General features: G+C 72.4%; 11 protein-coding genes and 1 tRNA gene. 4 read left to right on the top strand and 8 right to left on the bottom strand.

Annotation, left to right across the window (positions count from 1 at the left end):
- Positions 1-295 precede the first annotated feature (295 nt).
- The 3 genes from AAHZ94_RS15290 to AAHZ94_RS15280 all read right to left on the bottom strand — a co-directional run bounded on the left by AAHZ94_RS15290 (position 296) and on the right by AAHZ94_RS15280 (position 5,442).
- The gene (locus tag AAHZ94_RS15290) at positions 296-496 is read right to left on the bottom strand and encodes an MbtH family protein (RefSeq protein ID WP_349993423.1); all 201 of its coding nucleotides are present in this window, start codon (positions 494-496) and stop codon (positions 296-298) included.
- 26 nt (positions 497-522) lie between these two features.
- The gene (locus AAHZ94_RS15285; protein WP_502964681.1) at positions 523-4,758 is read right to left on the bottom strand and encodes an amino acid adenylation domain-containing protein; all 4,236 of its coding nucleotides are present in this window, start codon (positions 4,756-4,758) and stop codon (positions 523-525) included.
- A gap of 378 nt (positions 4,759-5,136) precedes the next feature.
- On the bottom strand, positions 5,137-5,442 hold the full coding sequence (locus AAHZ94_RS15280) for a GNAT family N-acetyltransferase (protein ID WP_349993421.1): 306 nt from the start codon (positions 5,440-5,442) through the stop codon (positions 5,137-5,139).
- A gap of 226 nt (positions 5,443-5,668) precedes the next feature.
- On the opposite strand from AAHZ94_RS15280, the gene AAHZ94_RS15275 reads away from it, so the two are divergent.
- Positions 5,669-6,049: a hypothetical protein gene (locus tag AAHZ94_RS15275; protein ID WP_349993420.1), complete on the top strand. Its 381-nt coding sequence runs from the start codon at positions 5,669-5,671 to the stop codon at positions 6,047-6,049.
- Positions 6,050-6,093: 44 nt separating this feature from the next.
- Here AAHZ94_RS15275 and AAHZ94_RS15270 read toward each other — a convergent pair whose 3' ends face one another.
- From AAHZ94_RS15270 to AAHZ94_RS15250, 5 genes are all read right to left on the bottom strand, one after another.
- A complete protein-coding gene (locus AAHZ94_RS15270) occupies positions 6,094-6,339 on the bottom strand; it encodes a hypothetical protein (protein ID WP_349993419.1) in 246 nt (81 codons plus the stop codon).
- Positions 6,340-6,566: 227 nt separating this feature from the next.
- Entirely contained in the window at positions 6,567-6,878 is a 312-nt protein-coding gene (locus AAHZ94_RS15265; protein ID WP_349993418.1) for a hypothetical protein, read from the bottom strand.
- Positions 6,879-7,163: 285 nt separating this feature from the next.
- Positions 7,164-8,378, bottom strand: a complete 1,215-nt coding sequence (locus tag AAHZ94_RS15260) for a helix-turn-helix domain-containing protein (RefSeq protein WP_349993417.1) — start codon at positions 8,376-8,378, stop codon at positions 7,164-7,166.
- Positions 8,379-8,567: 189 nt separating this feature from the next.
- Positions 8,568-8,642, bottom strand: a tRNA-Cys gene (locus AAHZ94_RS15255).
- Positions 8,643-8,916: 274 nt separating this feature from the next.
- Positions 8,917-10,134 carry an alpha/beta fold hydrolase gene (locus tag AAHZ94_RS15250; protein ID WP_502964680.1) on the bottom strand — a complete coding sequence of 406 codons (1,218 nt, stop codon included), beginning with the start codon at positions 10,132-10,134 and terminating at the stop codon, positions 8,917-8,919.
- A 346-nt stretch (positions 10,135-10,480) separates the two neighbouring features.
- Between AAHZ94_RS15250 and AAHZ94_RS15245 the strand changes: the two genes are divergently transcribed.
- The 3 genes from AAHZ94_RS15245 to AAHZ94_RS15235 form a co-directional block, all read left to right on the top strand.
- Positions 10,481-11,386, top strand: coding sequence for a LysR family transcriptional regulator (locus tag AAHZ94_RS15245; RefSeq protein ID WP_349993416.1), 906 nt, complete (start codon positions 10,481-10,483; stop codon positions 11,384-11,386).
- 282 nt (positions 11,387-11,668) lie between these two features.
- The gene (locus AAHZ94_RS15240; RefSeq protein WP_349993415.1) at positions 11,669-12,241 is read left to right on the top strand and encodes a cysteine dioxygenase family protein; all 573 of its coding nucleotides are present in this window, start codon (positions 11,669-11,671) and stop codon (positions 12,239-12,241) included.
- A 32-nt stretch (positions 12,242-12,273) separates the two neighbouring features.
- Positions 12,274-13,661: YeiH family protein (locus tag AAHZ94_RS15235; protein ID WP_349993414.1), on the top strand; the 1,388-nt coding region annotated here is incomplete at its 3' end.

Here is a 13,661-nt window from a genome sequence, read left to right as displayed (position 1 = left end):
GGGCGCCGGCGCGGCGGGGCCCCCCCCCCCGCGGGGGGGGCGCCGGGGGGGGGGGGGGGGGGCGGCCCCCCCCCCCCCCCCCCCCCCCCGCTGTGGTGTGGCGGCCGAGGCAGGCGCGGCCGTCAACCGGCGCCCAAGCCAGCCGTCAACCGGCCCCCAAGCCGGCCGACGGCCAACCGCCCAACCCGGCGGCCGGGGCCAGCCGCAAGCCGGCTGACGACCGGCCCCCAAGCCGGTCGCCGGCGCAGCCGTCAGCCGACCCGCAACCGGCCACCGGGCCAGCCGTCACCAGCGCTCACCCGGCCGTCAGGCCCGCCGGGCGCGGGTCGGTCCAGTGGGCCGCCACGTACGCCTCGCACGCCGCGCGGTCCTCGCCGGTGTGGGCCACCGTCCAGCCCGGCGGCACGTCGATGGTGGCCGGCCACAGCGAGTGCTGGCCTTCGGCGTTGACCAGGACGTTGAAGCGTCCCTGTGGGGTGTCGAACGGGTTCGTCACGGAAAGTCCTTCCGGTCGGGGCGGTGTCAGTGGGGCAGCGCGGCCCGGTCGTCGGCGGCCGGCGCGCGCGGGCTGCGCAGCGCGGCGGCCACCACGGGGCCGATCCGCGCCACGTGCTCGGGCCGCATCAGGTGGTAGTGCTGCGCCGGCACGTGGTGCACGTCGAGCAGCCCGCCCACGTACGGCTCCCACGCCTGCGGCGTGTGCGCCGGGTCGCGCTCGTAGCCGGGGATCTCCAGGTCCGCGGTGAACAGCAGCATGTCGCCCGCGTACGGCTCCGGCGCGAACGTGCGCATCAGCTCCAGGTCGTTGCGGAAGATGTCGAGCAGCGGGAAGCTGTCCCGGCCCTCAAGCAGGTGCACCGGCAGCCCGGTCTCCCGGCTCAGATCGGCCGCGAGCTCCGCCTCCTGCCCGGCGCCCGCTTCTTGCCCGGTGCCCGCCTGCTGCTCGGCTTCCGGCGCGGGCGCCGTCAGGTCCCGGCCGCCGACGTCGTCGAGCAGCAGCCCGAGCCACTGCCGCTTGCTGAGCTGCGGCAGGTCGTCGAAGGTGTGCCGGTAGTCCGGGTACGCGTCGAGCACGGCCAGCAGCCCCGTCTCCTCGCCGCCCTGCTGGAGCTGGACCGCGATCGAGTGCGCGACCAGCCCGCCGAACGACCAACCCAGCAGGTGGTACGGGCCGCTGGGCTGGACGGTACGGATCTGCGCCAGGTAGTCGGCGGCCATCTCCTGCACCCGCGCGGGGTGGCTGTCCGGCTCGCTGAGCGCCCGCGCCTGGAGCACGTACACGGGCTGGTCGGCGCCGAGGTGCGGCAGCAGCCCGGAGTAGAGCCAGCCGAGGCCGCCGCCCGGGTGGATGCAGAAGAGCGGCGGCCGGTCGCCCTCCGCGCGCAGTGCGAACAGCGGCTCCAGGCCGTGCGGTTGGGGCGCGGCGGAGCCCTGCGCCAGCGCCGCGTCGAGCCGCAGCGCCAGCCGTTCCGGGGTCGGCGCGGCGAACAGGTCCCGGATCGTGAGCTCCACGCCGTGCGCGGTACGGACCCGGCTGACCAGTTGCGATGCGAGCAGCGAGTGCCCGCCGAGGTGGAAGAAGTCGTCGTCGATGGTGACCGCGGGCACCCCGAGCACCTCAGCGAACAGGCCGCACAGCAACTCCTCGTGCGGGGTTCGCGGCGGCCGGCCCGCGCTGTTCGCGCTCACGTCGGGGGCGGGCAGCGCGGCTCGGTCCACCTTGCCGTTGACGTTCAGCGGCAGCGCGTCCAGGGCGACGAACGCGGCGGGCACCATGTAGTCGGGCAGCGTCCGGCCGAGCGCCGCGCGCACCGCCGGGACGTCCAGCGACGTCGCCCCGGTCTGCGCCCCGGCCGGCTCCCCGGCTCCGGCTGCCGAACCGGCTGTCCCGCCGGCTGCCGCACCGTCTGCGGCCTCCGGTGCGTCGTCCCCGGCTTCGGCCGTCACGTACGCGACGAGCCGCTGGTCACCGGGCGTGTCGGCGCGTACCACCGCGACCGCCTGGCCGATCTGCGGCAGTGCGCGCAACGCCGCCTCGATCTCGCCCAGTTCGATGCGGAAGCCGCGCAGCTTGACCTGGTGGTCGGTGCGGCCCAGGTAGTCCAGGCTGCCGTCGGCGCGCCAGCGCACCAGGTCCCCGGTGCGGTACATCCGCTCGCCGGCCGCGCCGTACAGATGGGCGTACGGGTCGGCGACGAACCGGCCCGCGGTCAGCGCGGGCCGCCGGTGGTAGCCGCGGGCCAACTGCACGCCGGCCAGGTACAACTCGCCCGGGGCGCCGGGCGGGCACGGCCGCAGCCCCTCGTCGAGCACGTACACGCGGGTGCCGGTCACCGGCCGGCCGATCGGCACCGGGCCGGTGGCGCCCGGCTCGACGGCGTGGAAGGTGACGTCGACGGCCGCCTCGGTCGGCCCGTACAGGTTGTGCAGCGCGGCCTGCGGCAGCACCGCGTGGCAGCGCTCGGCGGTCTCCCGGGACAGCGCCTCGCCACTGCAATACACCCGGCGCAGCGTCGTGCACCCGGCGGCCTGCGGCTCGGCGAGGAACACGTCCAGCATGGGCGGTACGAAGTGGACGGTGGTGATCGACTCGGTGCGGATCACCTCGGCGAGGTAGGCCGGGTCCTTGTGGCCGCCGGGGCGGGCGAGCACCAGCGTGGCGCCGGTGAGCAGCGGCCAGAAGAACTCCCACACCGAGACGTCGAAGCCGGCGGTGGTCTTCTGCAACACCCGGTCGTCGGCGGCCAGCCCGTACGCGTCCTGCATCCAGCGCAGCCGGTTGACGATCGCCCGGTGCTCCACGGGCACGCCCTTGGGCCGCCCGGTGGAGCCAGAGGTGTAGATGACGTACGCCGGGTGCAGCGGCTGCGGGCCGGGCAGGGACGCGGCTGCCGCCGGGTCCACCGCGGCGAGCGCCTCGCTGACCTCGCTGTCGCCGAGGGTGAGCGTCGGAACGTCGCCGCCCAGCTCGGCCAGGACGTTGGTGCTGGTGGCCGTGCCGCTGCCCGGGCCCGGGCCCGGGCCCGTGATGATCAGTGCGGGGGCCGCGTCCTCCAGGAGGTAGCGCAGCCGCTCGGCCGGGTGGTCGAGGTCGAGCGGCAGATAGGCGGCGCCGGTCTTGAGCACCGCGAGCAGCGCCACCACCAGGTCGGCGCCGCGCGGCAGCGCCACGGCGACGGTCCGTTCGGGGCCTGCGCCACGGGCGGCGAGCAGTGCGGCGAGCCGGCCGGCCGCGGCGTCGAGCTCCGCGTAGCTGAGCCGGACGTCGCCGGCCACCACGGCCTGCTGCTCCGGCGTACGGGTCGCCTGGGCGGCGAGCAGGGTGGGGAGGGTGTCGGGCGTGTCGGTCGTCGCGGGGTCGGCCGTGCTGGAGGCCGGGGCTGGCCGGGTCCCGCCGCTCCAGTCGAAGAGGATCTGTTCCCGCTCGGCGTCGTCCAGCAATTCGATGCTGCCGAGCGTGCGCTGCTGCGCCTCCGCGTCGGCATCGGCGAACTCCGTCACCAGGTCGATGAACCGCCGCCGGTGCGTGGCGAGTTCGGACGCGCTGTACAGGTCGGTATTGGCGTTCAGGTCGATACGGATGCCGGTGCCGTCCGACCGGTCGTACGCCATGATGGCCAGGTCTTCGACCAGTCCGTTGGACAGGTTGTGCGCGGTGACCCGGTGCCCGTCGTAGGTGAAGTCATATCCGAAGGACATGATGTTGACGTGCGGCCCGTTGAATCCGCGCCCGCCGTCCGGCAACTGCAAATCCCGGGCCAGGTCGATCTTCCGGTACCGCTGGTGCCGCAGCGCCTTCCGCACCTCGCGCGAAACCTGCTTGAGCAGGTCGCGTATTCGGGTCTGCCCGTCCACCGCGATGCGCAGCGGCAGCAAATTGGCGAACATTCCCGGCACGGTGCGCATATCCGCATCCGTACGTGCCGCAACGGGCAGGCTGAGCAGGATGTCGTGTTCGCCGGTGATGCGGTGCAGATAGCCGGCCGTCGCCGCGATCATCAGTGCGGACCAGTGCGTTCCGGCGGCCCGCGCCGCTGCCCGTAGCCGGATCGCTTCCTCTTCGCTGAGGAACACGGTCTCCCGGATACGGGATTCGAAGACGGCGGCCCGCCGGCCGGCCAACCGGGCCGGTTCCGGATAGTTCTGAAAGCGTTCGGTCCAGTATTCCCGGTCCTTGCCGAAATCGTCCGAAGCCCGGTATTCGGCGTCCTTGTTGAGCAGCAGGCGCAGCGATCCGAGCGGCGTCGGGCCCGGCTCGGTGCCGTTCGCCAGTGCGGTGTAGATCTCCGCGGTGCGCCGCGCGACCAGTGCCCCGCCCGCTGCGTCGGTGACGATGTGGTGCAGCCCCTGGTACCAGGCGAACCGCTCGGGACCGAGCCTGAACAGCGCGTACCGGAAGAGGGGGTCACGGGCCAGGTCGAGGACGCGCGCGAGGTCGGCCCGCATCCACTCCTCGGCCGCCGCGTCCGGGTCCGCCTCGGCGCTGACGTCGAGCACGGGAAAGTCCCACTCGGTCAGCGGCTCGCACACCTGCCAGGGAACGCCGCCCTCGTCGCCGAACCTGCTATTGAGCGGTTCGGCCTCCGCGACGGCCTGACGTATGGCACTCTCCATGAGCCTGGGATCGACCGGCCCATGTATTTCTACGTACTCACCGATCCGAAATTGTGTACTTTCCGGGTCGAGCTGTTGGCTGAACCAGATCTCATTCTGGCCGTTGGACAACGGGAATCTTACTTCGCGAGTCTCAGACCGCAAAACATTCACCTCGTGCGCGTGCGAAAAGGAGGGATTCGGCCCGGTCGCTGGCCAGCGTCAGCCACCGCGACAACTGGTAAGCCGCACAACGATCCTAAGAGCACAACGCTGCTGGTGGCGGCCGTGAGAGAGGGGAATCGGCCACATGCAGGGGGTTGTCAGTAAGTACCCCTCATTTTATGAGGATGCTGAAACCTTCTTGTGATGGCCCTGTGAATGGAGTTGGTTTTGCCGTTGCGTCGAAGAGTGCCGTAGGGGTGGGGTAGGGGTCTGTTTAGGGGGGCCTGTTACGGGTGGTAGCAGATGGCCTGTCGTGTGTTGTTGGAGCGTCGCTTACGCCACATTTCCCATTCCCCTGGCGTATTGCGCGTGTTTCGGTCAGCGTGCCGTTTCAACGGTCTCCGCACGGTTCCGGAACGACCACGTCAGGGACACGAAGTCCGCTTCGTCCGCGGCGACCGTCGCGCGATGGGTGGCCAGTGCCGCCGCGTTGTCGTGTTCCGTACCGGCCCGCATGCCGTAACGCCCCCGCCGCTGCGCCCACTCGCGCAGCGCCCGCACCGGCGAGCCCCCGGCGCCGTGCCGCCGATGGGCGGGGTCCACCGAGAGTTCATACAGGAAGATCCCGGTCCCGTTGTCGGGATGGGCGGTCCCCGCCCCGACCCCGGGCCGATGCGTGTGCATAACATCCTTATGTCGCGCCGCCCCACCACCACCTCGTGCCCCGTCCCCACCATCCACCCCGCCCTGCTTATGTCGCCTTCACCGCCCCTTCCGCAACCTGTGACGGGACGCGACGGCGCGGACGACGGGCCGGTAGGGCTCCGCAGTTCACCGAAATACGCCACGGCTCAAGGCGACTCAGCGCGATCCGTCATCCAGCACAGCAACGCCGACGAAGGGAAAAGCCATGCATCAGCGATGGGCCACCCTCGGAGTTGTCGGGGCGACCGCGGCCCTGCTCCTCACCGCGGCACCGAACGCCGCAGCGACCGATCCCGGCGCGACCGGCCCCACCCGCGCGGGCGCCCCGACCACCGGCGCGGCGGTCGCCGTCGACGCGTGGCGGTGCCACGACTACCGGGCCAAGGTCAGGGTCGCCAAACGGGCCCGCCCCACGGTGAAGGCGCAGCGCGTCGGCTGGGTCAAGAAGGGCGGCAAGGTCTGCGTGGCCCACGTGGCGAAGGGCGGCAGATACAAACTCAAGGGCTGCGGCGGCAGGGACAACCTCTGGGCCCGACTGAACGGCACCCGCCACTGGGTCCCGGCGAAGTGCTTGCGGCGGGGGTGAGGGGTGCGCGGCGCGGGGGCGGGGGAGGGGGCGGGATGGTCGGGCTACTCGCCTCGTCCTTCGCTCCGCCCTGGCGGCATGCCCTCCACCAGGAGTGAGGGTTCGATAGCCAGTAGTCGGGTGCGCAGGGCGTGGACCAGCGCGACGCGTTCGAGGTCTTCGACGGGCACCCATTCGACTGTGACCTGGTCGCGGGGCAGCGTGTCGAACGCGCCCTCCGCCGCAGATCCCCCGTCGAGGAAGAAGGCCAACTCTTCGTCCTGTTCATCGACGGCAGGCTGCTGATCCACAGCCAACAGAGCAGGCGACTCCGGCAAGGCAATGCCGAGGGCGTCGGCCACCCGTTCTGCGGCCTGGAGAAGCGACTCCCCGGCGCGCAACACGACACCTGGCGGGCAACTCCAGCCACCCTTGACGACTTGGAGGACGCGTGGCCAAAGGCCCGCCGAGTCGGAGGGGTTGCGCGTCTTGGCGGGGCAGTGGACCAGCAGAAAGACCCATACCTCACGGGGAGTGTTCACGCGGCCCCTCCCCCGTCCCCGATCGCCCGTGGCCCGGCATGTTCTCGCGGGGACCCGTCGTTCAACGTGATCAGCCCGCATGCGGCCCGGCCGTCCGACCAGAACAGCCCCTCCGCCGTTTCGTACTCCACCCGCTTACGGTTGGGGCAGAGCACGTCCTTGCGCAAGGCTTCCGGGTCGAACATTGACTCCTGGTACGCGTCGTGGAATTCCACGTCCGTCACGGGTGACCAGGCTGCTGCCTGCCCCTCCCGCAAGAAGAAGCGCAGCGGAACGCCCATGATCAGCACGCGATGTGCCCCGTCCATCAGGCGGCACCCCCATCGTGCAGTCGGCGGTCCGGGGAGCGGAGCGACTTCACCGCGTTGGGCGGCGGCTGGAATCTGGAGCGTGCCTGGACCCTCCGAGCGCGCGCTACGGCGGCTCGGAGCGCTCCGGGCCGCGGGCAGGGGTAGGGGGCGTTGCGGCTCAACAAGTCCTCCTCGGGACGGTCCGCACTCCATCTGGACACACAGTGATGGAGTGCTTGCGTCCCGTTAGCGAACCGCACGGGATGCGGGCGGGACAGGGACGTAACGTCCCTGTTCTCTGGCCTAGTGGGCGACCCCCAGGCTCTCCGCCAACTTCCGTAGACCGGGCGGGTGGTACGGGCCAGCCCGCAGGTCCTGGATGATGGTCACCGTCAACGTGTGGTGGCGCATCCACGCCGGAGCGATCCTCTTGAGTCGCATGAGCGTCTGCACGGCCTCGTCGGCGTTTCCCAGATCGACGTGGGCCCGCGCGATATCGAGCAGCAACCAGGTGCGCCATGACGGGGGCGTGTCGGACGGCAGCCTTATTCCCCGGGCGAGTTGCAGGGCCTCGTCGGGGCGCGCGTGTTGTACGGCGAGTCGTACCCGCTCGATTCTGATCGAGGAGCGGCTGAAGACCGACACCATTTTGCCGTCGACGACCGGAGGCAGCTTTGCGAGCCTTTTGGTGGCGCCTTCTGCCACCTTCATCATGTCGGACGCGGATTCGTAGTTCCCGGAGCGCGCGGCGGATGTCGCTGCCGACATGACCAAACCGCCCCAGACGCGTACGCCCTCCGCGGTATCGGACTGTTCCCGCTCGACCCGGTCCGCCGCGTACACGGCTACCTGCGTCGCGTCTTCGAGGCGATTCTGCCGTTGGTAGTTCCAGGCCACGGAATTGCTGATCATCGGAGTAAGGAGCGGGTCCGATGACTGCTCGGCCGCGCTCATCGCGCGCTCCAGCGCCGAGAGGGCGAGGTCGGTCTTGCCGAGGCGAATCGCCAAGTGGCCGGCGAGTTGAAGGGCTTTGCCGTGCACTGCCGAACCGGCCGCACGGTCCTCCGGGGTGCCGATGGCGGAGAGAAATCGTGCGTCGGCAAGGAGCCCGGGCAGATCGTTCATGAGCTGCCCGAAGGCGGCGTCGTGGTAAGCGGTCCAGGCGTCGGAGAGTTGGCGTCGCATCAGTACGGGGGTGAGCCGCGTGGTGCCGTTCGGCTCGGCTGGCGGGGCGAAGAGCGGTGGCATGACGGCGCGCCGCAGGGCGACGAGTTGCGGCGAGTCGCCATCTCCCGTCGAAGGGACGGCCGGCGGGTCTCCGACCAGGGCGGACAACTCGACACCGAGCCCACTGGCCAAGGCATGCAGGGTCGGCAACCGGGCCGAATGCTTGCGGTGTTGCTCCAGCTTGCGGACCACGTCCACGGACACGCCGGCCCGCTCGGCCAGTCGTTCCTGAGTCAGATCGGCGAGACGGCGCAGCCGAGCGATGCGGTCACCCAGGTGTTCAGATGCCATGCGCCCGACGCTACGCCACCCCGAACGGGCCCGATGTTCATTCGATGAACGGCTGGGGCGACGTGGCTCTGGGGCAGACGGTCTGATGCCGCGCGAATCGCGAACGAGTCCATACGCGGAAGGCCGGAGGTGTCTTACCGGAGCATGCCGGTACGTCAACTCTTCTATTGCTGAGGAGTAAACCTCATGTGGAGGCCGTGGCGGGAATCGAACCCACGTAACTCGCTTTGCAGGCGAGCCCCTAAACCACTCGGGCACACGGCCAAGAATTGTGCAGGTTGCGCTGGTGCATTGGGCTGTTGTTGTTCTGTTGTGCTGCCGCCCATGGTGTGTGCGGTGTTGCTGAGATGACTAAAGCCGGTGCCGGGGCCCCTGGTCAATGAATGCGTGGCGGTCGCCATGTGACCGCAACATCATCGCCACGAACGGGCGGGGGCGCCGGGCGGGCGGAGGTGGCCTGGTGGGCGACGGTTCGGGTGGGGGTGGGGGTGGCGGTCGTGGGGGTTTTGGGTTGCCCGATCAGGCAGCGGAGGGTGCACTAAAGGGCATGACGGATGGTGCCCGTTCGGGCGGCCGGGTGTGGCTGTTCGTGCTGGCGCCGGCGTCCGTCCGCCTGCACCTCCTGCCTTACGCCCCGCGCCCTGCGGAGAAACCTCGCCTGCACCCCACCGCCCCCACCCCGTAGCAGAACCTCGCCACCGCCACCGCCACCGCCACCCGGCGCCCGCGTGCGAACCTCTCCACCCGCACCGCCCCGCGCCCGCGCCCCGCGCGGAATCCCACCACCCCGCGCCCCGCGCAGAAGCCCGCCGCTCACGCCCCGCGCGGCCCCCCCGCCCACCCCCCGCAAAAACACCTCCACCTCCGTGCGGAACGCCTCCGCGTCGTCCACCCACGGGAAGTGGCCCACCGCGGGGAGGGCGCGGACCCGGGGGCCGTCGGGGGTGGCGTGCGGGAAGGACGCTGCGACGAGTTCGCCGGCGCGTACGCCCGTCACGCCGTCGAGTTCGCCGGTCACCACCAGCACCGGGCAGTGGACCGCGCGCAGCCGCTCCAGCAGGGCGAGCCGGGCCGCCTCGTCCACGCCCTGCCAGAAGCCGGCCCGGGGGACGGGGCCGAGTTGGGCGCCCTCGCTCGCCGCGTGTTCCTGCTGCGGCGCCTCCCAGCGGCCGTACGCGAGCGGCGCGGCGCGCAGCAGCAGGGCGCGTACCTCGGAGAGTTCCGTCGCGGTCGGCAGGGCCTGGATCGCCGCGTGCGCGTCCGGCCACCAGGGCTCGGCCGAGCGGGCCTCGAAGATCGCGCGGGCGTCGTCCGGGAGTTCGCCCTGGAGCCGGGCACCTGGGCAGACCAGGACGAGATGGGTGAGTCGTTCGGGGTGCGCCGCCGCGTACGCCTGAGCCGTGGCCGCCGCCGCGTCGTGCGCGAGCAGGGCGAACCGTTCCAGTCCCAGATGGTGGCGGAGCGCCTCCAGGTCCTGCGCGAGGCCGGGGAACGCGTACCCGCTGGGGTGCGCCGCCGGCGGCGAGGCCCCGGTGCCGCGGCTGTCCGGGACCACCAGCGGCCGGTGCGCGTCGAGCCCGCCGAGGTCGCCCAGGTAGGCGGCGTCCCGGCCGGGGCCGCCGGCGAGGCAGACCAGCGGCGGTACGGCGGCCCCGTCGCGCGGGCCGATGACGCGGTAGGCGAGTTCGGCGCCGTCGTAGGAGGCGTACGGGTGCGCGCCGGGGCGCAGGGGGTGCGGAGCGGTGTCGTGCGGCATTCGTCCAGCTTGCCGCATGGGTCGGCACCGTCGGGCGCCCGCTGGACTCCGGCGCGCCTCCCGTCGCGCCGCAGCACGCTTCCCCGCCGGACGGTCGGCGTCTGCCGGGCCCCGGCGTTCCTCCCGCCCCGCCGGGGTGACCGGCGCACCGCACTTCGGGGCGCCTCCCGCCGCACCCCCGGTGTGGCCTCCCGCCGGGCCCCGGCGCCCCCAGCCAGCCCCCGTACGCCCCCTACCCCCACCCCTCCCCAACTTCTGCTTATCCGGCGGCCCCGGAGCCGGCCCCGCAGGCGCACCGTCCGCACGGGGCGCCCGGGCCCGAGCGGCGTCTGCTTATGATGCAGAGGTGTTCGATTCCCGGCACATCCACACCTTCCGCGAGGTGCTCCAGGCGGGTTCCTACTCGGGGGCGGCCCGGGCGCTGGGCTATACGCAGCCCGCGATCACCCAGCAGATGAAGGCGCTCGAACGGGACGTCGGCACCCCGCTGTTCACCCGGGTCGGCCGGCAGATGCGGCTGACCGAGGCCGGTGAGGCGCTGGCCAGGCACGCCGACGTGATCCTGGACAGCATGGCCGCGGCCCAGCAGCAGATGAACGCGATCACCCGGCTGCGGGCCGGCCGGGTGCGGGTGTGCGCCTTCCCCAGCGCCAGCGCCACGCTGATCCCCGAGGCCATGGCCAGGCTCGCGGCCGGCCACCCCGGGGTGCGGGTGGAGTTGCTGGAGGGCGAGCCGCCCGACTCGCTGCGCCGGCTGGTGCGCGGCGAGTGCGACATCACGCTGGCCTTCACCTATCCGGGGCTGCACGAAGAGGTGCCGGACGAGGTCGTCGAGGTGCGCCTCTTCGAGGACCAGCTCACCGTGTTGTTGCCGACCGGGCACCCGCTGGCCAGGCGCCGCGCGGTCAAGCTCGCCGACCTGGCCGACGAGCGCTGGATAGCCGGCTGTCTGCGCTGCCGCGCCAACTTCCTGCACGAGTGCGCCGAACAGGGCTTCGCCCCCGACATCGCCTTCACCACCGACGACAACCTGGTGGTGCAGAGCCTGGTCGCGGCGGGGGTCGGGGTCGCGATGATGCCGGCCCTGGTGCTGTCCTTCCTGTGCCACCAGAAGGTCACCGGGCGGGCGCTCGACCCGGCCTCGCGGCGCCAGGTCTCCGCGTACGTGCTCCGCGAACACCTGCGCATCCCGGCCACCGCACTGGTCCTGGATGAACTGCGTGCCGCCGCCGAACGCCGGGTCGGTTGCTGATCGGCAGCTAGGGGGACCACCCCTACTCCCGTACGCGACTACGCCCGTACGCCCGTACGCGCTCCCACCCGCCGAGCGCGCGCCCGGCAGCCGGCTGCGGACTCCCCACCGGCTGCCGTCGCCGCCACTCGCCGCCACTCGCCGCGATTCGCTGCCGCGCATCGGCAGCCATCCACAGTCATCCACCGGCGTCCCCATCAGCCACATCCATAAGCAATTCCTGGAGTCCCGCCAACAGACTGTTGTTGGACGTAATAGGTGGGGGCGCGTGACGCTTCGACCATGCGTACTCCGACCGCTCCCACGCCCTTCCGGGCCGCTCGTACGACCGTGCGTCTTGACGCCCTCGTCGAGGACGTGCGGGAGGCCGTCGGCCGGGGCCTGCCGCCGGACCTGACCGCCTACCTGGTGGGCGAACGGCTCGGCCCCCACCTGGCCAGCGCCGATCTGCTCACCGACGAGCAGTGCGAGGGCGACCCGCAGCACTACCGGCAGCATCTGTTGCACGCCGAACGCGACGGCAGCTTCTCCGTCGTCGCCCTGGTGTGGCTGCCGGGGCAGCAGACCTCCATCCACGACCACGTCTCGTGGTGCGTGACCGGCGTGCACGCGGGCGAAGAGGCCGAACGCCGCTACCGCCTGGTCTCCGACGGCGCCACCGCGCGCCTGGTGGCCACCGGCGACGTCGTCAACCCGCTCGGCTCCGTCTGCGGGTTCGCCCCGCCGGGCGACATCCACCGGGTGCGCAACGCGGGCACCGACAAGGCGATCTCGATCCACGTCTACGGGGCCGACATCGCACGGCTCGGCACCAGCGTGCGCCGCGTGTACGAGCTGCCAGCGGGCGAGCTGTGAGCCGGCCGCGGACGAACCACCACAAGCGGCAGATGCAGCGCGTGCACCGGGTGCACCAGGCCCGCCGGACGCACCTCCAGCCCGGCACCGGCACCGGCACCGGCACCGGCACCCACGCGGCCACGGCCGCGCCGCCCGCCGAACCCGCCCCGCCCGCGGCCGAATCCGCCGGCCCCGTGCCCCGGACCGCATCCCCCGTCACCTTCCCCGCCCCGCGGACCCCACAGCCGCCCGCGACCGCCCGGCCGGCCACCGCACTCAAGACGCCGCCGCCCAAGACGCTGGCCCCCGCGGCGCCGACGCCCGCGGCTCCGACCCCCAAGGCGTCGCCCGGACAGCTTCCTCCACCCCCCGCAGGGCCTGCCCGTTCGGGCAGCTCCACGGCGGCCAAACCGCCCACCCATGCTGCCCGTTCGGGCAAGGTGGGCGGCCTCGCGCTCGCCGGCTGCGGCGTCGCCGTGGCCTGGGGTACGCACCGACTGCTGCCCGCCGTGCCGATGCTGACGGTGGCCGTCGTCCTCGGGGTGGTCGTGGCACACCTGGCGGGCGTACGGACGCTGGTACGGGGCCACTGCCGGCCCGGCCTGTCGTACGCGGGGAAGCGGTTGATGCGGCTCGGCATCGTGCTGCTCGGTCTGAAGCTCAGCCTGGATGACGTACTGGGGCTCGGCTGGGCGACGGTCGGCATGGTGTTCGGGGTGGTCGCGGCGACCTTCTTCGGCACGCTCTGGCTCGGCCGCAGGCTCAAACTCCCCGGCGACCAGCCGCTGTTGATCGCCACCGGCTACTCCATCTGTGGCGCCTCCGCGATCGGCGCGGTCAGCGAGGCGTCCGAGAGTGACGAACGGGACGTGGCCACATCGGTCGCCCTGGTCACGCTCTGCGGCACGCTCGCCATCCTCGTCCTGCCGCTGCTCCAGGCGCCGCTCGGGCTCAATGACACCGAGTTCGGCCGCTGGGCCGGGGCGAGCGTGCACGACGTGGGACAGGTGGTGGCCACCGCCCAGTCGGCCGGCTCCGCGGCCCTGGGCGACGCGGTCCTGGTCAAGCTGATGCGGGTGGCGATGCTCGCCCCGCTGGTGGCGGCCGTGGCCCTGTCGGTACGCGCCCGCGCCCGCGCGGGGGGACGCCTGGGGGAAGACCTTGCGGAGGCGGACCGTACGGCGGACGCGGGCTGTACGGAGCAGCCGGGCCGTACGGAGGACGCGAGCCGTAGGGAAGAGGCGAACGGTACGGAGCCGTCGGGCGGGGCGGAGGCCGGTCGGGCCGGCCCGGCCGGTGGCCCCGCGGCGCGCGGCGGCGCGGGTGCGGGGGCGGGGGGGGGGGCGCGGGGGGCGGGTGGTGGGGGGGGGGGGGGGGGGGGGGGGCTGAGGGTGTGGTGGGTTCGGCTGGTGCTGGTGCTGGTGTGGTGGTTGTGGGT

Origin of the sequence: Streptomyces sp. HSW2009, assembly GCF_040240285.1 — a bacterium.
GTDB lineage: Bacteria > Actinomycetota > Actinomycetes > Streptomycetales > Streptomycetaceae > Streptomyces.
Note: the sequence above shows the minus strand (reverse complement) of the source record. Positions and strands in the feature narration are given on the sequence as shown.